Source organism: Paraburkholderia sp. BR14374, from assembly GCF_040948685.1.
Taxonomy (GTDB): Bacteria; Pseudomonadota; Gammaproteobacteria; order Burkholderiales; family Burkholderiaceae; genus Paraburkholderia; species Paraburkholderia youngii.
This window is the reverse complement of record NZ_JBFPKF010000027.1, coordinates 1-23,190: the sequence shown is the minus strand read 5'-3', so window position 1 is coordinate 23,190 and position 23,190 is coordinate 1. Positions and strand designations below refer to the sequence as shown.

Here is a 23,190-nt window from a genome sequence, read left to right as displayed (position 1 = left end):
GGACGAAGGCGAGCTCGAGCGGCGGCATGAGAGGCCTTGCGCAAAGAAAAAAGACTTTGTAGGCTGGTGCTGATGCCTGTCAGGCATGAGCGGAGCGGGGGCACATGAGCTTCGACGGCCACGGCATCGACGCACTAGCAACAGGCTCATGACGTTTTCGCCAACCGCGGCTATCATGCCGCGCACACTACAAAACCGGCGGGGAGACCTTGACGACCAATCAGGCAGCCAACCGCACCGCAACCGCGGCCGCAGCAATGCCAGCGGCTTTCGACTACACCCACTTCGACACCTACACCACGGCGCCGCGCGCGCAATTGCCCATGTGGCGCGAGCGCGTCGGCCATTTTCTCGACGTGCCGATCTCGCGCCGGCAACTCGCCGACGGCTTTCGCGGCAGCATCGACACCTACCGCGCCGGCGGCATGGCCTTCACGGATTGCCGCACCGATCCGGTCGCGCAAGCGCGCTCGGTCGCGCGCATTTCGACTGACAACGTACGTCAGATCGTGTTTCACGTGGCCGTCGAAGGGACCTTCGAGACGACCACCGGCCTCTATCCGAAGCGCGTCGCGTGGCAAACGCGGCCGAGCATCCTCGCGCTCGACATGAATCAGCCGATGCAGATGACGCGGGGGCCGTGCCGCCTGGTCGCGCTGTTCGTCCCGCGCCATCTGATCGATCCGGTGCTGCCGGAAGCGGAGTCGATACATGGCCGCATGATCGAATATGAAACGCCGCTTGCGCGGCTGATTCCCGCGCATCTGGCCGATCTATGCCGCAGGTTGCCCACGATGGACGCGCTCGCGGCGCAGGAAGCGTTCCACACCTGCGCGTTGCTGATGGCGGCGGCGTTCGGCAAGGAGACCGGCTTGACCGGCAGTGCGCGCGCGGTGGCACGCACCGCGATGTTCGCGGCGGCGCGCCGCTATATCGACGAGAATCTCGGCCAACCTGATCTGACCGTCGACAGCGTGCTGGCCATGTCGCAGCTGTCGCGGCCCACGCTGTATCGATTGTTCGAGCCGGAGGGCGGGCTCCACGCGTATATTCGCAACCGGCGCCTGCGCGAGGCGGCCGACGAACTGTATCGCCACCCGCGCAGGCCGGTGATCGACGTCGCGTACGGCTGGGGCTTCAATAGCGCGTCGGATTTCAATCGCGCTTTCAGACGCGCGTACGATATGTCGCCGGGCGATTTTCGCGCGGCCGCATCCGCAATCAATTCAGGGAGATGACAACGTGGTAAAGATCGATCCGGACCGGCTGATGGCCGACCTCAAACGGCTGCGCGGATTTGGCGCGGCCGGTCCCGGCGTGGTCCGGCTCGCGCTGTCGCCGGTCGATCTTGCGGCACGCGAATGGCTGGTCGGCAGGATGACGGAGGCGGGGCTCGACGCGCGCATCGACGGCGTGGGCACCGTGTTCGGACGCTCGCGCAACAGCGGTCCCGCGCTCGTGATCGGTTCGCACACGGATACGCAGCCGACCGGCGGCTGGCTCGATGGCGCAATGGGCGTGATCTACGGGCTCGAAATCGCCCGCGCGCTCGCGGAGAACGACGCGACGCGGCACCTCGCCGTCGACGTCGCGTCGTGGATCGACGAGGAGGGCACGTTCTCGGGCCTGCTCGGTAGCCGCAGCTTCGTCGGCGAGGCGGTCGACGAATCGATTCGCGGCGCGACCAACCGGCAGGGCGAACGTCTCACCGATGTACTGGCGGCGGCGGGCCTCGCGGGGCGGCCGCGTGCGCGTTTCGAGGCAGGGCGCCAGGTCGCGTATCTGGAGCCGCATATCGAGCAGGGCGGCCGGCTCGAAGCGATCGGCAAATCGATCGGCGTGGTCACGACGATCGTCGGACTGCGCGAATCGCGGCTGCGCTTCACGGGTCAGCGCAACCATGCGGGCACGACGCCGATGGCGATCCGCCGCGACGCGGGCGCGGCGCTCGTCGCATTCATCGCGCGGATGAACGACGCGTTCACGCAACTGGCCGACGCGGATACCGTCTGGACCGTGGGCCGCATCGATCTCGATCCGGGCTCGATGAGCGTCGTACCCGGCGCTGCCGACATGTACCTGCAATTCCGCGACGCGAACCCCGCACGGCTTCAGGCAATGGAGCACGCGCTCGCGGAACTGGTGCGCGACTTCAATGCGCACAACGCCGTAAGCGTCGACTTGCAGACGATCGACGAGCCGATCGAGCCCGTCAGCATGGACGCCACGCTCGCGGAGCACATCGCGCGAGCCGCCGAAGCGATCGCGCCGGGCCAGTGGCTGCGCATGCCGAGCGGTGCCGCGCACGATGCGCAGGTGATCGCGCGTTGCATGCCGGCCTGCATGATGTTCGTGCCGAGCATCGGCGGCGTGAGTCACGACTTCATCGAGGACACGGCCGAGGAGCATATCGTGCTCGGCTGCCAGGTCGCCGCGACGGCCGCGGCTTCGATGCTGCTGCAGCTATCGGCGGGGCATTCCTGAGGGCCGCGCTACTTCCACTTGTCGCCTAGCGCGTCGAGGCCGGCTTTCATCAGATCATCGGGCAGCATCGCGATGCGCAGCTCGCACTCGGCGTCGAGCTTCAGGAACCACGGTTCGGCGAGTGCGGGAATCGCCGATGCATCGGCGACATCGACGACCGCCACCGCGCCGCGTTTGCCCTGCTGCTCGGTGAAGTAGATGGCTTCCGGCTTCATGTCCTCGAGGATCTTTTGCATCAGCTCGCCGATCCGGCCTTCGCGCACGAGTGTGCCGAACGGTTCGTTCGGTATTTGTATGTTGAGAAGCATGCGCATGTCATCCTCCTGTTCGATACCTCAACGGGCATCTCAAGGATAGGTGTTGCATGCGCGGCCGATGGCGTTGATCGCGGACGAAGCATCGGCGATTACGGCCGACGGGTGGCGCGTTGTGCTGTATCTGCGCGGCTTCAGCTACCGAACAGCGATCCCTGCGTTCCCCGGCTCGGCGGGTGATGCGCCGGTTTCTCGGGTGCATCGTCCCTGACCGGCCGCGCTGCCTGTCCTTCCGGCGCGGGCCGTTGCGCGTCATCGGCCGCTGCTTCGAGCGACGTCTGCCCCGCCTCCAGGGAAAGCAGCAGCATCTTGTTGGCGAGGCCGCCGGCGAACCCCGTCAGCTCGCCCGACGCGCCAATCACGCGATGACACGGCGCGACGATCGAAATCGGATTCCGCCCATTTGCCGCGCCCACCGCGCGCACTGCATTGAGCTTGCCGATCTGCTGCGCGATCTCCGAGTAGCTGCGCGTCTGGCCGAACGGGATGGTCAGCAGCGCGCGCCAGACCTGCTTCTGGAACTCGGTGCCCTGAAAATCGAGCGGCAGATCGAAGGTCTGGCGCGTGCCCGCGAAGTACTCGCGCAATTGCCGCTCGGTTTCGACGAGCACCGCCAGCTCGTTCGCTTCGCTCATTTCGCCGAGTCGCACGCGATTCGGCTTGTCGCGTTCCCATAGAATCGCGGCAAGGCATTCGCCTTTCGCCACGAGCTTCAACTGACCGACCGGCGAATCGATCAACTTGTATGCGTACGTCACTTTCTCAGGCTCCTGACAGGGTGGAGGCGCAAGACCCGCGAGACGGACGTGCTTGAACGACCGGACGCGGAAAGCCGTATGAAGGCTGCGCCGATACTCGGGAGTGTCCCGCTCGCGTCGCCTGAACGCCCTCCGGATATTGCTGTCTCATTCGCATTCGACGCGGCCGCGACTGTCGTGAGCGTCGCGGCGATCACGTCACTGTACCGCAGAGAACCCCAGATGGCCTTTGACTCAGTAAAATCGAGAGCTTCGGTACGACGCGCTGCGCGCGCTACCCGATCTTCTTTCCCACGACTGTGACCACGACTTTAGAACAACTGCGGGCCGGGCAACTGGCGGGTACGCGCGAACTCAAACTCGCGTGCGGTGTCAGCGAATTTCCGCGCGAGATTTTCGATCTCGCCGATACGCTCGAAGTGCTCGACCTGTCGAACAATGCACTGACGACGCTGCCCGACGATCTGCCGCGCCTGCGCAAACTGCGCATCCTGTTCGCGTCCAACAACCCGTTCACCGAACTGCCCGGTGTGCTCGGCGAATGCGCGCAACTGAGCATGATCGGCTTCAAGTCGAATCGCATCCGCGAGGTGCCGGCGAGCGCGCTGCCGCCGCTGTTGCGTTGGCTGATCCTGACCGACAACGACATCGAAAGCTTGCCCGCGGAACTCGGCCGCTGCACGCAACTGCAGAAGCTGATGCTCGCCGGCAACCGGCTGCGCGCGCTACCCGAGGAACTGGCCGCATGCACGCGGCTCGAACTGCTGCGGCTCGCGGCGAATCGGTTCGACGCGTTACCGCATTGGTTGCTGCGTCTGCCGCGGCTTGCGTGGCTCGCGTATGCGGGCAATCCGTTCAACGCGGCGCTCGAACAGGCGGCGCTCATCGGCACACCGATCAGCGGCATTCGCTGGGATGCATTGCGGCTCGAACGGCCGCTGGGCGAGGGCGCATCGGGCCTCATCTATCGCGCGGCGCTGCACGCGGACCACGAACCCGCGCCGCGTGCGGTCGCCGTCAAGCTGTTCAAGGGCGCGGTGACGAGCGACGGTTTGCCCGACTGCGAAATGGCTGCTTGCATTCGCGGCGGCGAACATGCGAACCTGATTCCCGTGCTCGGCAAGGTGATCGGGCATCCGTCGGACACGCATGGCCTCGTGATGGGATTGATCGATCCGCGCTTCGCCAGTCTGGCCGGTCCGCCGAGCCTCGCATCGTGCACCCGCGATATCTATCGCGACGACGCGTGCTTCGACCTCGAGACGGTGCACGGTATCGCGAGCGGTATCGCGAAGGTCGCGAGTCATCTGCATCGGCGTGGCGTGATGCATGGCGATCTGTACGCGCACAATATCCTGCACGGCGGCGCGGGGCGCGCGCTGCTCGGCGATTTCGGCGCGGCGTCGTTTTTCGATGGCGGCGATCGCGAGCTCGCCATCGCGTTGCAGCGGCTCGAAGTGAGGGCGTACGGCTGTCTGCTCGAAGAACTGCTGGAGCGTTGCGACGCGCAAGCGGACATCGCCGGGCAACTGGCCGCGTTGAAGACGCGTTGTCTGAGCGAAGACATCGACAGCCGGCCGCTGTTCGACGAAATCGTCGCCAGCGTCGCGTCGTTCGATCGGCACATCCGCGACCAGTCCGTCCGCAACCAGCACTTCCGCGAAGGAGTCAAGCCATGACGCAGAACATGCGCCGCCGCGTGCTGCTCGCGGGCGCGCTGGCAGCAACCGGTCTCACCGGCGTCGCGCGGTTCGCGGACGATGCCCATGCCCAGGTACCGCCCGGCACGAAACCGAAGATCGCGCTCGTGCTCAAATCGATGTCGGACCCGTTCACGGTCGCGATGGTCGACGCCGCGCGCAATTACCAGCAGCACTTCTCGTCGCAATTCAGCCTGACGATTCGCGGCACGGCAAGGCAGACCGACACCGCCGCGCAGATCCGCATGGTCGACGAGATGATCAGGGCGAAGATGAACGCGATCGTGATCGCGCCGACCGACTCGAAGGCGCTGATCCCGGTGATTGCACGCGCGATCAAGGCCGGCATCATCACGATCACGATCGACAACCCGCTCGACGACGCGACGCAAGCGGCCGCCGGCATCTCGGTGCCGTTCGTCGGGCCGAACAATCGCAGCGGCGCGAAACAGGTCGGCCAGTATCTGGCCACGCGGCTGAAGCCCGGCGATCAGGTCGGCATCATCGAAGGCATTTCGGTGAGCAGCAATGCGCAGCAGCGCACGGCCGGCAGCCGCGACGCGATGGATGCGGCGAAGGTGCAGGTCGTCGCGGTCGAGTCGGGTAACTGGGAGTACGGCAAGGGCCGCGACGTCGCCGCGAAGATGCTGGCCGAGCATCCGCAGCTTCGCGCGCTGTTATGCGGCAACGACAACATGGCGATGGGCGCGGTCGACGCGATTCGCGACGCGGGCCGCGGCGGCGGTGTCTACGTCACCGGCTACGACGCGATCGATGCGATCAAGCCGCTGCTCGCCGACGGCCGCGTGCTCGCGACGATGAACCAGTTCGCCGACCGCCAGACGGTGTTCGGCATCGACTTCGCATTAAAGGCGGTGACCGAGCGACGCAAGCAGCGCGAGCTGTCGAGGGTGATCGAGACGCCGCTGCAACTGGTGACGGCCTCGAAACGTTGAGGCGGGGCGCGCGATTGTGCCGCTTGCCGCCGCCGCGCGTCGAACACCGATAGCAGGTCGCGTGCGCGGCCCGCGCCGCATTGGATGGCCGGCATCAACCACGGCGTGCCCGCGCTCGGCATCGACGCGGCCTTACTGCAGAAGCTGCTGGGCGGCGCGGTCGCGATTGCCGTGCTGGTCGCCAATTGCTATCTGTTGCTGAGGCTTTCGCTGCGCTGGCAGATTACCGTCGTGTGGTGCGAACTCGCGTTGCTTGTCGTGCTGTTCTTCTCGACGTTCAATCTGAGCTTCGAATTCATCGAGCGCAAGATCGGCTACCAGGTGCTGCAAGGCGCGACCACCACGCTCTATATCTCGGCGATCTCGATCGCGCGTATCGAAGGCCGCTTCAGGAGGTCCGCGCGATCACGCCGGTCGCGGCGTTTTTTTTCCGTGTCATCATGTCTGGTCTGTTGGAATCCGATCACAACGAACTCCCGGACCTGCCATGTCATTCCATACCTGGTTGCTTTTCGCCGCTGCCTATCTGCTCACCACCATTTCGCCGGGACCGAACGTTCTGCTGGTGATCCGCAACTCGGTTCGCTATGGAAGCCGCGGCGCGGCCGCGAGCGTTGCCGGCAATCTGCTCGCGCAAGGAGTCGTCGTCGCGCTCGTGGCGCTCAGTGTCGGCGCGGTATTGACGACACTGCCGCCGCTCTTCGTCGCGATGAAAGTGCTCGGCGCGGGTTATCTGATGTATCTCGGCATCAGGCAACTGCGCGGCGGCGGCAACAGGCAGGCAGCGCAGGCCGCGCGGCCCACGGGCGTCGCATCGCCCGCTCATACGTTCGAGCGCAGCAAAGTATTCCGCGAAGCCTTGCTCGTGTCGGGCAGCAATCCGAAGACGATGATCTTTCTTTCGGCGTTCATGCCGCAATTCATCGACCACGAGCGCGGCCTGCCGGAGCAGTTCATCGTGATGTATCTGACGATCGCGGTCACCGTCGCGCTCGTACACACCATTTATTCGCTCGGCGTGCAAGGTATCCATAAGCGCGTCGGAGCCAGCCGGTGGATCGCGGCGATCAAACGCGGCAGCGGCCTCGTCTTCGTCGCGCTCGGCATCAAGCTGCTGACCGCTCAGCGCACCTAGTCCATCACGATGGCTGCAAGCAAATGAGCCGAATGCAAAGCGTCGTCGATGTGAACGTGCTGTTTCTGAACGGGCAGGGCGAGTGCCTTTTCATGCAGCGGGCGAATACCGGTTTCAGGGACGGTCAGTACGGGCTGATTGCCGGCCATCTCGAACCTGGCGAATCGATCGAAGAGTGTGCGATTCGCGAATCGAAAGAAGAAGCGGGCGTGACGATTGCGCCCGGCGAACTCGAATTCAAGCTCGTGATGCGGCGCGACTCGGACACGAACCGCATCAGCTTCTTTTTCGCGTGCCGTTCATGGCAAGGCGAACCGGCGAACATGGAGCCGCACAAGTGCTCGGGCTTCGTGTGGGCGAAGCCGGACCATCCGCCGGCGCCGATCGTCGACTATGTGGCGGCCGCTCTCGCGCATATCCGCGAGGGCGTGATGCTCGCCGATTTCAAGCCTTGATTGCTCCGTACCGTTGCCGAAGAATAAGCGCGAGATTCAGCTTTATTGGCTGAGTTGCCGCTTATTTCGTCACTTTTACTGACGATTCCCTCAGCAAATCGAACGCGCAATCTCTCGCTTCAATAGAGCAACGAAACGACCGCTTATTGACGCCGCGCCAATCCCCATTGCGCGGGAATTTGTCGCTTGCGCCGGTTTTGCGTTATCGTGCTGCACCAAAAATGGCGGAGCTGGCGAATTGTCCAGCCGTCCGGTTGGCAAGGTAAGTAAAGAGGAGATGTGTCGTATGTCGTTCAAGCTTCACAAACTGCTGCCGCTCAGCGCGGCAGTCGTCGCATTCGCGGGCATTGCCGGTACGGCAAATGCGGATCAGGTCGTCAAGATCGGTCACGTCGGTCCGTTGACGGGCGGCTCCGCCCACCTCGGCAAGGACAATGAAAACGGCGCGCGCCTCGCGATCGAGGAAATCAACGCGAAGGGTCTGACGATCGACGGTCAGAAGGTCACGCTCGTGCTCGACGCGCAGGACGACGCGGGCGACCCGCGCCAGGCAACCCAGGTCGCGCAGAAACTCGTGGACGACAAGGTCGTCGCGGTGGTCGGCCACCTGAACTCGGGCGCGTCGATTCCGGCATCGAAGATCTATAGCGACGCGGGCATCGTACAAATTTCGCCGTCGTCGACGAACCCGGCCTACACGCAGCAGGGCTTCAAGACGACTTACCGGGTCGTCGCGACCGATGCACAGCAAGGTCCGGCACTCGCGGCCTACGCCGCGAAGACCCTGAACGTGAAGACCGTAGCCGTGGTCGACGATTCGACCGCCTATGGCCAGGGTCTCGCGAACGAATTCGAAAAGACCGCGAAGTCGCTCGGCCTGAAGGTCGTCTCGCACGACGCGACCAACGACAAGGCGGTCGACTTCCGCGCGATCCTGACCAAGATCAAGGGCGAGAATCCCGACGCGATCATGTACGGCGGCATGGACGCAACCGGCGGTCCGTTCGCGAAGCAGGCGCGTCAGCTGGGCCTGCGCGCGAAGTTGCTGTCGGGCGACGGCGTGTGCACCGAAAGCCTTGCGGACCTCGCCGGTCCGGCGGCGGGCAACGTGGTGTGCTCGCAGGCCGGCATGGCCGTCGAGCGCATGAACGGCGGCGCGCAATTCGCGGCGAAGTACACGAAGCGCTTCGGTCATCCGATCGAATTCGACGCACCGTTCACGTACGACGCGGTGTATATCGTCGTCGACGCCATGAAGCGCGCGAACTCGACCGACCCGGCGAAGGTGCTGGCCAAGGTGTCGAGCACCAACTACAAGGGCGTGACCGGTGAAACGACGTTCGACGCGAAGGGCGATCTTCAGCATGGCGTGATCTCGCTGTACGACTACAAGGATGGCAAGAAGTCGCTGCTCGACGTCGTGAAGATGTAACAGCGCAGACGCGTCAAAAGCGTTGAAAGCACGAAGGGCCGATGAAGCACCGCTTCATCGGCCCTTTGCCTTGACTGAAGTCGAGCGGCGTAGAGCGGCTAAGCGGTCGCTGCATCGATTAATATTTTTTGCGACCTAATCACGCAGAAAAAATATATTGGACGTCTTACAGGCGTTCTTGCACTATTCGTTTCCAGCGCCGACTCCGCGCTGCGATCCCCACGCCCGCGCGGCGCTCAAAACCGATAACAGCAATACCTGAGGATACAGATGCCCAACTATCGCTCACGCACTTCGACTCATGGCCGCAACATGGCCGGCGCCCGCGCGCTGTGGCGCGCGACCGGCATGAAGGACGACGATTTCGGCAAGCCGATCATCGCGGTCGTGAACTCGTTCACGCAGTTCGTGCCGGGCCACGTGCATCTGCGCGACCTGGGCGCGCTGGTCGCGAAGCAGATCGAAGCGGCCGGCGGCGTGGCGAAGGAATTCAACACGATCGCCGTCGACGACGGCATCGCGATGGGTCACGGCGGCATGCTGTATTCGCTGCCGTCGCGCGAATTGATCGCGGACTCGGTCGAGTACATGGTCAACGCGCACTGCGCGGATGCGATGGTCTGCATCTCGAACTGCGACAAGATCACCCCGGGGATGCTGATGGCCGCGATGCGCCTGAACATCCCGGTCGCGTTCGTGTCGGGCGGCCCGATGGAAGCGGGCAAGGTCAAGTCGCCGACCGACGGCCAGGTGATCGCGAAGATCGACCTGATCGACGCAATGATCAAGGCGGCCGATCCGAAGATCAGCGACGCCGAAGTCGCCGAAGTCGAACGCAGCGCGTGCCCGACCTGCGGTTCGTGCTCGGGCATGTTCACGGCGAATTCGATGAACTGCCTGACCGAGGCGATCGGCCTCGCGCTGCCGGGCAACGGTACGGTCGTCGCGACGCACGCATGGCGCAAGGGGCTGTTCGAGCAGGCGGGCAGCCTGGTCGTCGATCTGTGCCGCCGCTACTATCAGGAAGAGGATGCCTCGGTCCTGCCGCGCAGCATCGCCACCAAGCAGGCCTTCGAGAACGCGATGACGCTCGACGTCGCGATGGGCGGCTCGACCAACACCGTGCTGCACCTGCTGGCAGCCGCACAGGAAGCGGGCGTCGATTTCACGATGTCGGACATCGACCGCATCTCGCGCAAGGTGCCGTGCCTGTGCAAGGCCGCGCCCATGACCGACAAATACCACATCGAGGACGTGCATCGCGCGGGCGGCATCATGGGTATTCTCGGCGAGCTCGCGCGCGCGGACCTGCTCGATCTGTCGTGCGGCAACGTGCATAGCGGCACGCTCGGCAACGCGATCGCGAAGTGGGACATCGCCGGCGGCGCGGGCGACGAAGCGCAGAAGTTCTTCCGCGCGGCGCCGGGCGGCATTCCGACCACGGTCGCGTTCAGCCAGGAAGCGACCTACGCGACGCTCGACACGGACCGCAAGAGCGGCTGTATCCGCAGCAAGGAAAACGCGTATTCGAAGGATGGCGGCCTCGCGGTGCTGTACGGCAACCTCGCGGAGAAGGGCTGTATCGTGAAGACCGCGGGTGTCGATGAATCGCAGTGGCTGTTCTCGGGCCGCGCGCGCGTGTTCGAAAGCCAGGACGACGCGGTCGATGCGATTCTCGGTGACAAGGTCGTGCCGGGCGACGTCGTGGTGATCCGCTACGAAGGTCCAAAGGGCGGTCCGGGCATGCAGGAAATGCTGTACCCGACTTCGTATCTGAAGTCGAAGGGCCTCGGCAAGAGCTGTGCGCTGTTTACCGATGGCCGTTTCTCGGGCGGCTCGTCGGGTCTCGTGATCGGCCATGCGTCGCCGGAAGCGGCGGAAGGCGGCACGATCGGTCTGGTCGAAGACGGCGACGTGATCGAGATCGACATTCCGCAGCGCAAGATGCATCTGGCGGTGTCGAATGAAGAGCTCGCACGCCGTCGTGCGGCGATGGAAGCGCGCGGCGCCGACGCATGGCAGCCGACCCATCGCGAGCGTGTCGTGTCGCAGGCATTGCAGGCCTATGCGGCGCTCGCGACCTCGGCCGATCGCGGCGCGGTGCGCGATATTTCGCAATTGAAGCGCAAGTAAAGCGCGGATCAGCGCGACGGCCCTGTTCGCGGTGACGCGACGAGCCGAACACAGACCGGTATGCGGGCGACCGCATGCCGGTTTTTTTTTGCAGTGGCAGTGCCCAGCGCGGAACCTTCCTTAAGCCGGAAAACTGGAAACGAGGCTATCGGCAGGCTGCGAAGATGCTGCAACCATCACGCAGTTTCTGCCGTTGGCTTTCGCTGCATAGAGCGCCGTGTCGGCTCTCGCCATCACCGAGGCAACGGTATCGCCATTATCGAATTCGTCGACGCCAGCGCTGAGTGTGCAGGCGACGTCGCCGGTCGGAGCACGCGCAACAGACGCCGCGACGAGTGCGCGCAACCGGTTCGTGAGATGGGCCGCTTCGTCTTTGCCGGTCAGTGGCATCAGCAGCGCAAACTCTTCACCGCCGATGCGGCCAAGGACGTCGGTTTGCCGTAGTTCGCGCGATATCGTCAAGGCAACATGCGCAAGGGCCTGGTCGCCGGCTGCATGCCCGTATCGGTCATTGATGCCCTTGAAGTTATCGATGTCCAGGATCGCGATGGACAGCTTCGACTTCGCCACCTTTGCCAACTCGAACAGCGCCTCCGCGCGCGCGATGAAAGCGCGCCGTCCGAGCGCGCCCGTCAGATCGTCGATGGTGGCGAGGCGTTCCATCCGCTCCGCCAGCCGGTCATGAGCCAGCATTACCATGCCGACCGACAGGCATGGCAAAGTTAGTATCGCCATGCCGAGAAATGCGACGTTTAGCGGCGTTTCCTCCAGAAAGACCGATTCATGCGCTAGCCCCGACCCATATACGACGCAGCGGGCTGCGTGGACGATCGCCCCCAACACCGCTGCAATAGCCACGAAGTGGTAGCCGTATTTCGGTCTGCCCGCCGGCCGGTACCGTTGCACGATCCAGGCGATCGCAAATCGGATGTAGGCGAGAAAACCCGAGATCATCGCGCCCCGGGCACTGACGTCAGGCGACACGTAAGTCCAATAAACGAGTCCCGCCAGGATCGCGCACAGCGCGCCGTACTCCCAGATTACCGATGGCGGCCGATGAAAGAATTGCCGGAAGCCGTGAATCGCGAGGAGCGACGCGACGAGCAGCAATACGCTCGCGCCCAGTACGACGAGATCAGACCTACGGAACAGGAGGAGCGTGGCCATGACGGCCAGCAGACCACTCGCCACACACCAACGGCGTATCCCCGGAACCTGAGTGTGAAACAGCGAGCCTAGAACGGCGACGCTCATCAGGCAGGACAGAATCGCAATGCCGATTAGCGCGTTCGGGATGGACATGGCAGCGTAACGATGGGTGTGATCCATGAAGGCGCCTGGCGCAATACGAGGTCGCGCCGGTTACATCCGCTGCCTTCGCGCAAAGCGCATATCGTACCGGAAGAATTTTTCGCTTTGGATCGATTTTTCAACGGTTTTCGCCCAGCGTTTTTCTCTCGGCTCGCTGTCCACACTTGTGGGACGTCGACGTAATGGGGCGGTCGTCATGCCCTGACCAGAGTTCGGCCTGATGCGAACTTCGCGTAACGGCCGGCTTGCGTCTATGCTTGACTCACTTGTTCGGCTGTCTACGACGTCGACGAGCTCTTCTGCAGTCTTCAATAATCGCCCGTTCATCAAGGGCAAACCCAACAGGAGAAAACCAGATGTCACGATCCATCACGCGGCGCGCTTTCATGGTGTTCGGTGGTTTGGCCTTAGCGGGTACGCTGACCTTGGCGCAAGCGGCGCCCGTTTCGTTCGCGGTGCCTTTGACGGGCGCTCAACAGGTTCCACCGGTGCAAACTCCGGGCAGCGGCAACGCCAAGCTCACGTACGACGCCAGCACACGGGTCGTCACCTGGAACATCACCTTCAGCGGATTGACGAGTCCGACCACGATGGCGCACTTCCACGGACCCGCGCCGGCCGGTAAAAACGCCGGCGTAAAAGTCTGGATCTCGCAGAAAGGCTCCACAGAGGTGACGAGCCCGATCACCGGTCAGGCCACGCTATCTCCGGACGAAGCCAAGATGTTCGAAGCGGGTGAGATGTACATCAACGTTCACACGAAGAACAATCCGGACGGCGAGATTCGTGGCCAGGTGACGCCGCCGAAGTGAAGCTGAAGCAGGCACGGTAGCCGCGGCGAGATCGGGTGCGCGGCTTGCTCACAGATATGCCGCGAGCAGCATCACCACGGCAACGCCGACGCCGAGCGCCAGCAGCGCCAGCATCGCTGGCGCCTGCCGCGGCGCGTCCACGGACGAGGGCAGCAGTTTGTAGCCGGTCAGCATCGGACGAAGCAGGTCGTGTCCCTTCGCTACCGCGTAGACGGCGATCACGAGCGTATGCAGTGCGACGGCCGCGAGCAGCACGTACCAGACCAGCCCATGCAGCGCCGAGATTGCGTTGGCGAGCCACGCGGGCACGAGTTCGCTTAACGGGCCTTCGTCGGCGATGTCGTTGTTGACGTAGAGCCCGCTTAGCGTCTCGGTCAGCAGCAAGGCGAGCAGAAATAGAACCATCCAGCCGCCGGCTGCATTGTGGCCGACCTGCACATCCGGTTCGCGATGAAACAGCCGGCGCAAATGACGAAGCGCGGCCGCGGGCGACGCCACGAAACTGCGAAAGCGCGCGGTCTCGCTGCCAAAGCAGCCCCACAGCAGCCGGAAAATAACCAGGGCGAGCAGCGTCTCGCCGACGCGCACGTGCCAGTCGATCCAGTTCAGCTTCAAGGTGATATAAGCCGCAGCGACCAGCACGACCACCAGCCAGTGAAACAGTCGCACCGGCGCGTCCCAGACCAGCACGGAACGGGGCATTGGCTGTGTCGGCCGCGTGACGGGTTTGTGTGCATCCATGTGTTGGGCCTAGGTGCGCAAGCGGCCGTTTGGCGATGTGAGCTCGGGCGGTGGCGGGCGATTAAGCATACCTCTCACCGATGCTTGACGTACCTTGGCGAAAATTTGACGAACACTACGGATATGAAGGTGCATGCCACATTACTGAGCGATCAAATCTGGTTTCGATCCGCGGAGTAGCTATCGGCAAGGAACGCAGCCCTTGGCGTCTGTTCGAGCCGGTTGCCGCCTAGCGACTTGGCTCGATACAACGCCTGGTCGGCGGCTGAGAGCAGGTCGGCGAGGGAAGCCGTTTCGCGACTCGACTCGGCGAGTCCAATGCTGACGGTGGCGCGAATCCGGTCGCCGTCGGCGCCATGGGACATTGCAGCGAACCGGCTGGCAACGGTCTCGCCCACCTTTCTTGCGCGTTCGATGTCGTGGCCGGGCAACAGGGCGGCAAATTCTTCGCCGCCGATGCGAAGAATTGCGTCCCTGCCGGTCACGGCTCGAACGGTTTCCGCGAATGATCTCAAGACCTCGTTGCCGGTCTTGTGTCCATAGCGGTCATTGATTCTCTTGAAGTGGTCGAGGTCGAACGCGAGGAGCGTGACGGGTCGTCGATGTGTCTGGTGGTCGCTGATGGCCCGCTCGCCCTCTTCGAAAAACAACTTTCGATTGCCGAGTCTTCCCGGGTCATCCGGAGCAAGGTCATCGGCAAAATGATCGAGTAGAGAACTCCTTCGTACATCGTGATTTCGCTGGAGACAGCCAGCACGCGTGGCCCGAAGATCGACACCATCCATGGCAGCACGAAAGCCCGGGTGACGTAAAACAGCGCGTGGATGCCCGTGACCACCACGGCGACGCGCCGGGATTGAACCGCCGGCATGCCGTCGCCTCGCAGCAGTTCGAGCGACGTCATGGCGGAAGCCAGCGCGATCGCGATGGCGCTGACGTACATCCAGACGGCAGCCTGCCAACGCACGCCGGCTACCGTCCACGTGAGCGCCGTCAGCACGAGCAAACCGATCGAACTCGCGAGATAGCGCCGGCCGTTGAACATTGCCACACCGTCGAGGACGAGCAGATAGCCGGTGAGAATCACGAGATTACTCACTGCGGGGCCAGCGGCGCCGAGCAGTTGAACCCGAAACAAGGCCGCCGCGCAACCCAGTCCGAGGGTGGCATAGCCGATCGCCAGCGTTCGCAATTCCTTGCTGCGCTTCGGATGAGACGAGTGTTCCCGATACATCATGGCGGAACTGGCTAATAAGGTTCCAATCACGAGAAGGTATAGGGTGGCTAGATCGACTTTCATCGCTGACTTCAGAGCGCGTCCCCGCAATGACGGGGAAAGGTTGGAGACTACATATGGGATAACGGCAAATGCCGCGCATGTTTGCGAAATGCTAACGGAATGGGTCGCGGGGAAGCACGTAGCGGTCGTGGCATCGGTGTCCCAGTGCACGTCGTGCAAAGCAGCGCGATGGAGTAGAGCGCCATTACGTCTGTGCGCAGCAGCAACCACTAGTTGAGATGCTTGTTAACCGCCAGGAAAATCAACTGGGATTCGTTGCCTTTATGGCTCACGGTAAAGCCATTTTGCTCGAGGAACCGCAAAAATGCCAAACCGTCACCCCTATCAGATCCACCTGCCTCGCCAACGATCAAGCGAACCCTCTGTGACAACAGTCGGCCGTGTGGAAACAAAATGGCATGCTCCGAGCCTTCGACATCAATCTTCAACAAATCCAGGACTTCCGACGAAAAGCCCCGCAGTAGCGTCGGAAAATCCGTAACGGGGACCTCGACTGTCTCCGCTGAGGAATGCTCGACCATGTTCAGCTTATTTCCGCCAGTGTTGTCGGAGCTAATAAACAGCGTGCCCACGCCAGACGCCGAAGACACCGCCATCTCCTTCAGCTCGATCGAAGATTGGAGCTGGTTGAGGCCGATGTTCTTGCGAATCAACTCGGCATTACGAGGTGCCGGCTCGACAATGATTATCTGCATGGGCTGTTTCAACAGCGCACTGACCTGGATAGAGAACGAACCAATATGGCCGCCGAGATCGAGTACGGTAGTGCCATGGAAGTCGATTCCTGAAAGTTGGTCGAGATATTCGGACCTTACCTCATCGACAATACCCTCATCCATTGTGCCGGTTCGCACCGCAAACTGAAAACCGTACCTGCTTACGATGACTACGTCGCCGGGCGCCTTGTTGTTCGCCACTTGCTGCGCGAGGTGCATCGGTGACTCGGGATTGGCCACCGTACCGAGGCGGAGACTCCTGTCGGCAATAACGATATAAGCGCCATTCGCAAACGGGACTTGCATCTGCGCGATCCTCTCTGCGTACTGTGGCGGAATCTGATTCAACATTGCCCGGTTGATTACCATCAAGCGCACCTGCGGAGAATATTCTCCGATAGGACACAGTTCCAGCCTGCCGTTCAGCAACAACGGACGAACCATCCCAAATACCTTTTTCCAGTAGTTTGGGACCGCAATGGTCAACTGATCATCCGATTTCAGCGAATTGAGATTGGGAACAAGCCACATCAGCATCTCGATTGATTGTTCGTCCCCTGCTTGCTTCGCAAGAATCTTTACGGCTGAATCATTCTTTGGTTTTCCGAGAAACGGTGGCGCTGCACTGAAGAGCTTCAAGCGAGCGCGAGTATCAATGTAACTAAAGGCACGTCTTAGCAAGTTTCGGGTGCCGCCCGACTTATAAGCCGATGCTATTTTCTGAATCAGTTCCATCTCGAAATGTCTTTTCCGATGACTGCATTAAGAATCTAAACGTGCGGCGGGGGAGTTTAGCCGCAGGCATGTTCTTTATAGGTTACGTGTTTTTTGAGCTTTCCAGCAATTTATTTTCTTGGCCGGCCCAACAAGCGCGCGTAAGTCCTTTGCCTTCATTCTGTTCGGATGGGGTATTGTAGAAATAACGATGATCGGGGCAATGCCTAGGTGATGACGCGCAGCCTTGCGAAGGGCGGGAGGAACCTATTCGGGCATCACCGTCTTGCTGAACTCCGGATTTTTCCAGAACTCCACTTCCGCGGGTGTGAGCGATTTTAGTTAGGCGGGCGAACGTCAGTAGTATCGCGAATGCGTTCACCGTGCTGTCCGAACGGCAACAATCGAAGCCCTGTTGATTGATGTTCCGCACGCAACACTGTGGGCGCCGGCAAGGACCTACCGCAGGAAGCAGCGCGTACGTAAGATCGCTCGTGGATGGACCGCCGCCGCCCGCGCACGCCGAATATGGCGCCACGCGCGGCGGCAATCTGTAGAGGCAATATCGCACGGAGAAACTACATGAAGATCATCGTCATTGGCGGTACGGGACTTATCGGCAGCAAGGTGGTGAAGAATCTGCGTGAGCGCGGTCATACCGCCGTCGCGGCTTCGCCGGCAACCGGCGCTTTCTGTCGTCGGCACCGACCGGCTTTCGCAAAGCGCGATTCGGGCGTGCCATACACGATCGTGCATTCCACACAGTTCTTCGCGCGATCAGATGTCGCGCGTGCGTGGGATGACCACCGCCTGGCCGTGCAGTGTGCCGTCCGCGTCGAGTAGCTGCCACAGTGTGGCTTGCTCGATGATGAAGCGCTCGCCAGACTTGGTAACACGCACGCCCCTGTAGTTCGTCTCGTAGCCGAGCCGCTGCACGCGTTCGAGGAATTGCTGCCGTTCTTCACGATTCGGGGCCTCGGCGGAAAGCCGGGACGGCAACCTGGTGATTTCAATCCAGCTATATCCAAAGCGGCGCTGTGCGGCCTTGTTGCCGTAAATAAAGACCGGGTCCGGATCGGTATTGTGCGCGAGTACCGCGAATGGGGCATGTTCATATAGCCATTCGGTCGCTTCAATAACGGACATGACGTGCGGAACCAGCCGGTGACCGACTAGCCGGGCGTAACTGTCGGAAAGGAGTTGGTAAAAAGCCGGATTACGGTGGAGTGGAATCATCGGGTTTATCTCGACGAAGAACATTGGGGACACTGGATCACGGAATCCTGATCCAGATTGTCCATGAATGGCGCATCCAAGTCGAACAACCGAGACCTGACGGGGACAACGGTGTCGAGCGGCCGATCGAAACCATTGCCGCACCAAAAATCCCGCCGAAGCGGGCCTATGCTTAACGTTAGCTGCGCAAGAAGGCGAGCAGATCCGCGTTGACCACCTCTGCGTTCACCGTCAACATGCCGTGCGGAAAAGCGGGGTACGTCTTCAGTGTCCCGTTCTTTAACAGCTTGATCGACTTCAGCGCCGCATCGGCGATCGGTACGATCTGGTCGTCGTCTCCATGCAGTACGAGCGTCGGGACAGTAATCGCCTTGAGATCTTCCGCCTGGTCAGTTTCCGGGCGCTAAACCGGAATTTGGACGGTAGTTTAGGCCGGCTTTGCGATCTATCTGCACAAGGTTGAAGCAGTAGTTGGTTTGAATTTTCAAATTAATCATTGAAGTTGGTTTGATTTTCAATCAACGTAAGTAATTGAACTTTAGATCTAATTTTTCTTGATCGTGGACGGTTGGGGCCGTCAGTATGCGGGCCGCGCTAGGGATCGTGGCGCTTTTGCAAACAAAAGCGTTGAGTTAAATAGAAAGTGACGCTCCGCGATTGATGCTCTGCATCTCTGTCCCCTGAACTATTTCGTGCGGGGAGGAGAGAGCGGATCACTGCGTTCTTTGGCAAAACTCCCCTCGACAAACGCCCTAAGCTGCGAAATGTCGGTGTGCACATAGGCCGCCGTGGTCTGCACCGACGCGTGGCCCAGCAGCGTCTGCGCGACCGGTAGCGGCACGCGGTGGTCGACCACCAGCGTGCGGGCATAGCCGTGCCGCAGCCAGTGCGTGGAGGCCGCCTCCAATGCTGCCCGCATCGCGCCGTCCGCTATCGGCACACGCATCGCGGCCAGCGCAAACACGGCCCGCACCTCGTCATAAAGCCCGCTCGCGCCGAGCGCGCGACTCCGCTCGCTGTGGATCAGCGGTAATCGTTCGCCTGGCGGCGGCTCCGCGGGCAGCCCCCGCAAACGCCGGTACGTGTGCAAGGCTGGCAGGCAGGTTGACGGCAAGGGAATTGCGCGCTCCTTGCCGCCCTTGCCGTTGACGTGCAGGGTCCACTGCCGGGCCTCGTCGCCACCAGGCGAACAGGCTCGAGACCGCGGCGAGCGCACGGGAGACGGTGGCGGGGGCGGCGCGCCGCACGTTCCCCGCTGCATCGGCCTGCGGCGCGTGCAGGATGTCGCGGTATGCCATCAGGTCCTGCCGCGTCAGGTCGGAAAGCGGTCCCAGGCGTTCGCGTGTACACCAGGCCGCGAGCCGCCGGAGTTCCGTCACGCAGGCGCGCAGCGTATGGGGTGAGTGCGACGCCCGCTCGCGCAGGAAGAGCCTGACGGCCTGCGCGTCATCGGCGACAGTGCTGCCGCGAATTTCGCTCCTCCGTCAGTTCGGTGAGCAGCCGGTCCCGCAGCGACTCGAAGGCCCCAAGGCGCTCGGCCGCGCGCGCGAGTTCCCCCTCAAGGCGTGCGTTCGGTCTGGAAGGTCTCGCGCTGGTGCGCGGTTTCCCGCAGCAGTTGTTTCGAAAGCCCGTCATAGCGCGCGCGTTCGGCGGCCAGTCCGCTGGCATGCTGACGGGCGGACTCGGCCGCCGCTGTCCCGGCGTCCTTCAGCTGCGCCTGCAGCTGCACCACGGTGTTCTCGACAACCGCGGCACGGATGACGGCCAGTTCCGCGTCGCGCGCACTGAGCTGGTTGCGCACGTCAACGGACAGCGTCGCACTGAAGCGCGGCGTCGCTGCGCCTTTGCGACCTCCGTTGTGGACGGCGCACAATGGCGCCGAGACCGGCATGCGCGGCACGAGCGATGCCCCCCGCAAGCCTTTCAGACGACCCCAGCGGTCACTCGCGCCTGCAAAAATGCGAACGCTGCGATTTCAGAAAGTTGTGCTTGTTTTCGTCTATGCTGATTGAGCGCGCTGTCCGGCCCGGTCGGCCAGTCTCCCACACACGACCTTTTCCGGAGCCTTAACCATCACGGAGTAGACCATGGCAGAGCTGCTTGACTCGGCTCCGGCTCCAGGCGCACCGGGGGTCCCGCTAAGCTGGAGTCGGGCGGACAAGGACGCCGTCGGCACGGCCTACTCGCTGTCGAGCCAGGTCTGGTACACAGCAGCAGGGGGCATCCTCACGGAGATCTACTTCCCGGATGTAGATACCCCTCAAGTGCGCGACTTCCAACTGATCATTACCGATGGTTCGACATTCTTTCACGACGCGCAGAAGGACTTCGATTGCCGATGTGAGTGGCCTGATGCGCCCGCCCTTTCCTTCCGGCTAACCGCTACGGCAAAGGATCAGCCGTACACCGTCGTGCAGGACGTCATCGCAGAGAAAGGTTCGCCCTGCGTGCTGGTCAGCACAACGTTGCAGGGAGATCAGGATTTCCTCAACAAGCTGCACGTCTACGCACTATTGACGCCGCACATGGGCGGCTACGGCGCGGGCAACACCGCTCAACGAGTGAGCACCGCGAATGGCGATCGCCTCGTCGCAACCCGCGGTAACTACTGGCTGGCGTTGGGCGCCGACTGCGGCTTTGGGATGGCCAGCTGCGGCTTCGTGGGCGTGAACGACGGCTGGACCGACATCATCGCCAACAAGCGCTTGCCGGTTTGGAATTTCGACGCGGCCACGGGCGGGTATGTCGCGATGACTGCAGAGATCAACCGCGCAGGGCGAAATCAATTCGTTCTGGCTCTGGCGTTCTGCGTCGACGAACCAAGAGATACGGTACCCAGCACCCCCAACAAGGCGCTGACCGCCGTATCGGAGGCGTTGGCCTATCCATTCGACGGACCCCCGGAGTCATACAGCCACCGTCAGGCATTCCTTAAAGGCTGGACGGACGCGGTTGTACCTCCGCCGTTTGAACCCGCAGCTAACGTGACGGGCGATGGTGATGCGCTTTTCAACCTCAGCCGCAACGTTTTGCTGGCGCACGAGGATAAGACAGCCGAAGGCGCCTTGGTGGCTTCGTTGAGCATCCCATGGGGACAGACGGTATGGGACTTGGTGGCGGGTTACCACATGGTCTGGCCGCGCGACATGTGCCAAAGCGCCCTCGCTCTGCTCGCCGCTGGCGCAAAGGATGCGCCGCTGCGCGCACTGATGTTTCTCGCTACGTCGCAATCGCAGGATGGCAGTTTTCCGCAGAAGTTTTTCATCAACGGCGAGCCCTGGCCCGGCGGTGTCGCACAGCTCGACGAATTCTCCTTCCCCATCATCCTGGCCTACCACTTGAGCGAGGACGGGCTACTGCAACAGTTCGATCCCACCGGCATGGTGCTGGCTGCGGCAGGCGCTCTGATAGCGAACGGTCCCATGACTGCCGAGGAGCGATGGGAAGAACAGGGGGGGTATTCCCCTTCCACACTGGCGGCAAATATCGCTGCGTTGGTCTGTGCCACAAAATGGGCGAACGCCCAGACCGCCCAGTTTCTTCTCGAATACGCGGACTTCCTCGAATCGCACCTCGAATCATGGTGCGTCACCACCCAAGGCTCGTTGGTTCCGGGCGTGCCCCGGCACTACATTCGAATCTTGCCGGCGTACGTCAATGGCGTTTTCAATTTCCCAGAAGATCCAAATACCACCCAAATAGGGGTCTCGGGTAGCGAGTACAACGCAAACGAAATCGTGGACGCGGGCTTTCTCGAACTGGTGCGCTACGGCATTCGTGCCGCAAACGACCCCGTCATCGTCGACTCAGTAAAAGTGGTTGACGCGGTCATCAGAAAAGATCTCCAGCAGGGCCCGGTCTTTTATCGGTACAACCACGACGGTTACGGCCAAGGCTCTGAGGGTCAAGCGTGGACCGGCACCGGCATCGGGCGCCCGTGGCCGCTGCTCAGTGGTGAACGCGGCCACTATGAACTGGCCGCCGGCGGAGATCCGACAATCTATCTTCGCGCGCTTGAGAGGTTCGCGGGCGAGCGACGTCTCCTTCCCGAACAGGTATGGGATATGCCAGATCTCCCAGCCTTGACGACCGGCGGCCCGACCGGCTCCGCCATGCCGCTCGCATGGGCCCACGCGGAATACATCAAGCTGGTTCGCTCGATTTCTGACGGTGTCGTCTTTGACCGCCTTGACGTCGTCGCCAACCGCTATCAGCTTCAGCCGGGCCAGTCACCGCGCGCTCCAAGCGTGATAGAAATCTGGAACTTTGCCCGTCCAGTGCCGTCGATTCCGGCTGGCGCAACACTTCGCATCACCTGGCCTTCGCCTTTCCGTCTGCGCTGCTCAAGCGACAACTGGGCCACGTGGCAGGATATCGACGCGACCGCGACGGCGGTCGACATCTACTATGTCGATCTGGTCACAGCAGCAGCCCAAGCCGGGTCTTCGCGCGTATTCACGTTTTTCTGGACGTCGACCCAGACGTGGAAGGGAGTCAACTATGCCGTCTCGCTGAGGTAGCAGTGGGTTCGATCTAATGGCCAGACCAGTTCAAGCCTAAAAAGCCCCTGTTACCTCGCTTGCGGTGCGCGAGCAGGGCTTGGGAGGTCCTTACACGAAGGCGGCCGCTCTTTGCCTTCAAAGTGGGGGGACAAGGTCCTCAAAGCGATCTTCAGCCGCCGCACACCCTGTGATCGGCGACTGTCGGCATGGCGGACAAGTACGCCTCTAGCATCCGGCAGGTTCCCGAGTGGACCCGCCGTTCGAGTGGCCACTGCATGGCTTAGGCGAGCGGCAGGAAGTGGCCGAACCCGGCAGTTAGCAAGCAAGCGTCGCCGGCCAACCCGAAGTATTGGCGAACGGGTGAAACCGACCCAGGTCGTGTGGAAACGCGATGGCATAACGATGCGGCGCGTGAACCGGAGCCCAGCGGCGCGTTCGACTGCCTTCGCAGCCATCACGACGCCGACGAGAAGCTAAATCTCTCTGACGCG

20 protein-coding genes and 3 pseudogenes are annotated in these 23,190 nt (G+C 62.3%); 11 read left to right on the top strand and 12 right to left on the bottom strand.

The genetic code is table 11. From position 1 onward, the window contains the following. The first annotated feature begins 209 nt into the window (after positions 1–209). Positions 210–1,238 (top strand): helix-turn-helix domain-containing protein, encoded by a 1,029-nt coding sequence (locus AB3X86_RS34210; protein WP_368599387.1) that lies wholly within the window; start codon positions 210–212, stop codon positions 1,236–1,238. 4 nt (positions 1,239–1,242) lie between these two features. Further along, the gene (locus AB3X86_RS34205; protein ID WP_368599386.1) at positions 1,243–2,484 is read left to right on the top strand and encodes a Zn-dependent hydrolase; all 1,242 of its coding nucleotides are present in this window, start codon (positions 1,243–1,245) and stop codon (positions 2,482–2,484) included. Positions 2,485–2,492: 8 nt separating this feature from the next. On the opposite strand, the gene AB3X86_RS34200 is transcribed toward AB3X86_RS34205, so the two are convergent. Further along, on the bottom strand, positions 2,493–2,798 hold the full coding sequence (locus AB3X86_RS34200) for a panthothenate synthetase (RefSeq protein ID WP_176125442.1): 306 nt from the start codon (positions 2,796–2,798) through the stop codon (positions 2,493–2,495). A gap of 134 nt (positions 2,799–2,932) precedes the next feature. Beyond that, on the bottom strand, positions 2,933–3,556 hold the full coding sequence (locus tag AB3X86_RS34195; protein WP_368599385.1) for a methylated-DNA--[protein]-cysteine S-methyltransferase: 624 nt from the start codon (positions 3,554–3,556) through the stop codon (positions 2,933–2,935). A gap of 299 nt (positions 3,557–3,855) precedes the next feature. On the opposite strand from AB3X86_RS34195, the gene AB3X86_RS34190 reads away from it, so the two are divergent. After that, on the top strand, positions 3,856–5,235 hold the full coding sequence (locus tag AB3X86_RS34190; RefSeq protein WP_368599384.1) for a leucine-rich repeat-containing protein kinase family protein: 1,380 nt from the start codon (positions 3,856–3,858) through the stop codon (positions 5,233–5,235). Continuing rightward, positions 5,232–6,212, top strand: coding sequence for a substrate-binding domain-containing protein (locus AB3X86_RS34185; protein ID WP_368599383.1), 981 nt, complete (start codon positions 5,232–5,234; stop codon positions 6,210–6,212). Before AB3X86_RS34190 ends, AB3X86_RS34185 begins: the two co-directional genes overlap by 4 nt. A gap of 132 nt (positions 6,213–6,344) precedes the next feature. On the opposite strand, the gene AB3X86_RS34180 is transcribed toward AB3X86_RS34185, so the two are convergent. Then, positions 6,345–6,542, bottom strand: a complete 198-nt coding sequence (locus AB3X86_RS34180) for a hypothetical protein (protein WP_368599382.1) — start codon at positions 6,540–6,542, stop codon at positions 6,345–6,347. Positions 6,543–6,699: 157 nt separating this feature from the next. On the opposite strand from AB3X86_RS34180, the gene AB3X86_RS34175 reads away from it, so the two are divergent. From AB3X86_RS34175 to ilvD, 4 genes are all read left to right on the top strand, one after another. Beyond that, the gene (locus tag AB3X86_RS34175) at positions 6,700–7,347 is read left to right on the top strand and encodes a LysE family translocator (protein WP_368599381.1); all 648 of its coding nucleotides are present in this window, start codon (positions 6,700–6,702) and stop codon (positions 7,345–7,347) included. 23 nt (positions 7,348–7,370) lie between these two features. Further along, positions 7,371–7,802: an NUDIX domain-containing protein gene (locus tag AB3X86_RS34170; protein WP_368599380.1), complete on the top strand. Its 432-nt coding sequence runs from the start codon at positions 7,371–7,373 to the stop codon at positions 7,800–7,802. A 286-nt stretch (positions 7,803–8,088) separates the two neighbouring features. After that, on the top strand, positions 8,089–9,234 hold the full coding sequence (locus tag AB3X86_RS34165; RefSeq protein ID WP_176106719.1) for a branched-chain amino acid ABC transporter substrate-binding protein: 1,146 nt from the start codon (positions 8,089–8,091) through the stop codon (positions 9,232–9,234). Between the two features lie 270 nt (positions 9,235–9,504). Next, the gene (gene ilvD / locus AB3X86_RS34160) at positions 9,505–11,367 is read left to right on the top strand and encodes a dihydroxy-acid dehydratase (protein ID WP_368599379.1); all 1,863 of its coding nucleotides are present in this window, start codon (positions 9,505–9,507) and stop codon (positions 11,365–11,367) included. Between the two features lie 120 nt (positions 11,368–11,487). Here ilvD and AB3X86_RS34155 read toward each other — a convergent pair whose 3' ends face one another. Continuing rightward, entirely contained in the window at positions 11,488–12,696 is a 1,209-nt protein-coding gene (locus AB3X86_RS34155; protein ID WP_368599378.1) for a GGDEF domain-containing protein, read from the bottom strand. 338 nt (positions 12,697–13,034) lie between these two features. Here AB3X86_RS34155 and AB3X86_RS34150 point away from each other — a divergent pair, with 338 nt between their 5' ends. Next, positions 13,035–13,490 carry a CHRD domain-containing protein gene (locus AB3X86_RS34150; RefSeq protein ID WP_176106716.1) on the top strand — a complete coding sequence of 152 codons (456 nt, stop codon included), beginning with the start codon at positions 13,035–13,037 and terminating at the stop codon, positions 13,488–13,490. Positions 13,491–13,538: 48 nt separating this feature from the next. Here the strand turns inward: AB3X86_RS34150 and AB3X86_RS34145 are convergent, their stop codons facing one another. The 3 genes and pseudogenes from AB3X86_RS34145 to AB3X86_RS34135 all read right to left on the bottom strand — a co-directional run bounded on the left by AB3X86_RS34145 (position 13,539) and on the right by AB3X86_RS34135 (position 16,982). After that, entirely contained in the window at positions 13,539–14,192 is a 654-nt protein-coding gene (locus AB3X86_RS34145) for a cytochrome b/b6 domain-containing protein (RefSeq protein WP_368599377.1), read from the bottom strand. A 191-nt stretch (positions 14,193–14,383) separates the two neighbouring features. After that, positions 14,384–15,531, bottom strand: a pseudogene (locus AB3X86_RS34140) (diguanylate cyclase). A 209-nt stretch (positions 15,532–15,740) separates the two neighbouring features. Then, positions 15,741–16,982, bottom strand: coding sequence for an FkbM family methyltransferase (locus AB3X86_RS34135; RefSeq protein WP_368599376.1), 1,242 nt, complete (start codon positions 16,980–16,982; stop codon positions 15,741–15,743). Positions 16,983–17,459: 477 nt separating this feature from the next. Here AB3X86_RS34135 and AB3X86_RS34130 point away from each other — a divergent pair, with 477 nt between their 5' ends. Beyond that, positions 17,460–17,804: an NAD-dependent epimerase/dehydratase family protein gene (locus AB3X86_RS34130; protein WP_368599375.1), complete on the top strand. Its 345-nt coding sequence runs from the start codon at positions 17,460–17,462 to the stop codon at positions 17,802–17,804. On the opposite strand, the gene AB3X86_RS34125 is transcribed toward AB3X86_RS34130, so the two are convergent. The 5 genes and pseudogenes from AB3X86_RS34125 to AB3X86_RS34105 all read right to left on the bottom strand — a co-directional run bounded on the left by AB3X86_RS34125 (position 17,739) and on the right by AB3X86_RS34105 (position 20,088). Then, a complete protein-coding gene (locus AB3X86_RS34125) occupies positions 17,739–18,197 on the bottom strand; it encodes an MEKHLA domain-containing protein (RefSeq protein WP_368599410.1) in 459 nt (152 codons plus the stop codon). The two genes, AB3X86_RS34130 and AB3X86_RS34125, sit on opposite strands and share 66 nt — an antisense overlap. A gap of 178 nt (positions 18,198–18,375) precedes the next feature. Further along, positions 18,376–18,594: pseudogene (locus tag AB3X86_RS34120) on the bottom strand (alpha/beta fold hydrolase); the annotation flags it as partial. Positions 18,595–18,882: 288 nt separating this feature from the next. Then, positions 18,883–19,311, bottom strand: coding sequence for a tyrosine-type recombinase/integrase (locus AB3X86_RS34115; protein ID WP_368599374.1), 429 nt, complete (start codon positions 19,309–19,311; stop codon positions 18,883–18,885). Positions 19,312–19,435: 124 nt separating this feature from the next. Further along, positions 19,436–19,576, bottom strand: a pseudogene (locus AB3X86_RS34110) (hypothetical protein); the annotation flags it as partial. Between the two features lie 179 nt (positions 19,577–19,755). Continuing rightward, entirely contained in the window at positions 19,756–20,088 is a 333-nt protein-coding gene (locus tag AB3X86_RS34105; RefSeq protein ID WP_368599373.1) for a hypothetical protein, read from the bottom strand. A gap of 196 nt (positions 20,089–20,284) precedes the next feature. Here AB3X86_RS34105 and AB3X86_RS34100 point away from each other — a divergent pair, with 196 nt between their 5' ends. Next, positions 20,285–22,717 carry a glycoside hydrolase family 15 protein gene (locus AB3X86_RS34100; RefSeq protein WP_368599372.1) on the top strand — a complete coding sequence of 811 codons (2,433 nt, stop codon included), beginning with the start codon at positions 20,285–20,287 and terminating at the stop codon, positions 22,715–22,717. Positions 22,718–23,190: the final 473 nt, after the last annotated feature.

Excerpts from the sequence above, each read along its gene's own strand:
- AB3X86_RS34130 (WP_368599375.1), top strand. The coding sequence starts at position 17,460 with ATGGACCGCCGCCGCCCGCGCACGCCGAATATGGCGCCACGCGCGGCG.
- AB3X86_RS34105 (WP_368599373.1), bottom strand. The coding sequence starts at position 20,088 with ATGCCGGTCTCGGCGCCATTGTGCGCCGTCCACAACGGAGGTCGCAAA.
- AB3X86_RS34155 (WP_368599378.1), bottom strand. The coding sequence starts at position 12,696 with ATGGATCACACCCATCGTTACGCTGCCATGTCCATCCCGAACGCGCTA.
- AB3X86_RS34145 (WP_368599377.1), bottom strand. The coding sequence starts at position 14,192 with ATGCCCCGTTCCGTGCTGGTCTGGGACGCGCCGGTGCGACTGTTTCAC.
- AB3X86_RS34135 (WP_368599376.1), bottom strand. The coding sequence starts at position 16,982 with ATGGAACTGATTCAGAAAATAGCATCGGCTTATAAGTCGGGCGGCACC.
- AB3X86_RS34165 (WP_176106719.1), top strand. The coding sequence starts at position 8,089 with ATGTCGTTCAAGCTTCACAAACTGCTGCCGCTCAGCGCGGCAGTCGTC.
- AB3X86_RS34100 (WP_368599372.1), top strand. The coding sequence starts at position 20,285 with ATGGCAGAGCTGCTTGACTCGGCTCCGGCTCCAGGCGCACCGGGGGTC.
- AB3X86_RS34185 (WP_368599383.1), top strand. The coding sequence starts at position 5,232 with ATGACGCAGAACATGCGCCGCCGCGTGCTGCTCGCGGGCGCGCTGGCA.
- AB3X86_RS34200 (WP_176125442.1), bottom strand. The coding sequence starts at position 2,798 with ATGCGCATGCTTCTCAACATACAAATACCGAACGAACCGTTCGGCACA.
- AB3X86_RS34175 (WP_368599381.1), top strand. The coding sequence starts at position 6,700 with ATGTCATTCCATACCTGGTTGCTTTTCGCCGCTGCCTATCTGCTCACC.
- AB3X86_RS34150 (WP_176106716.1), top strand. The coding sequence starts at position 13,035 with ATGTCACGATCCATCACGCGGCGCGCTTTCATGGTGTTCGGTGGTTTG.
- AB3X86_RS34125 (WP_368599410.1), bottom strand. The coding sequence starts at position 18,197 with ATGATTCCACTCCACCGTAATCCGGCTTTTTACCAACTCCTTTCCGAC.
- ilvD (WP_368599379.1), top strand. The coding sequence starts at position 9,505 with ATGCCCAACTATCGCTCACGCACTTCGACTCATGGCCGCAACATGGCC.
- AB3X86_RS34170 (WP_368599380.1), top strand. The coding sequence starts at position 7,371 with ATGAGCCGAATGCAAAGCGTCGTCGATGTGAACGTGCTGTTTCTGAAC.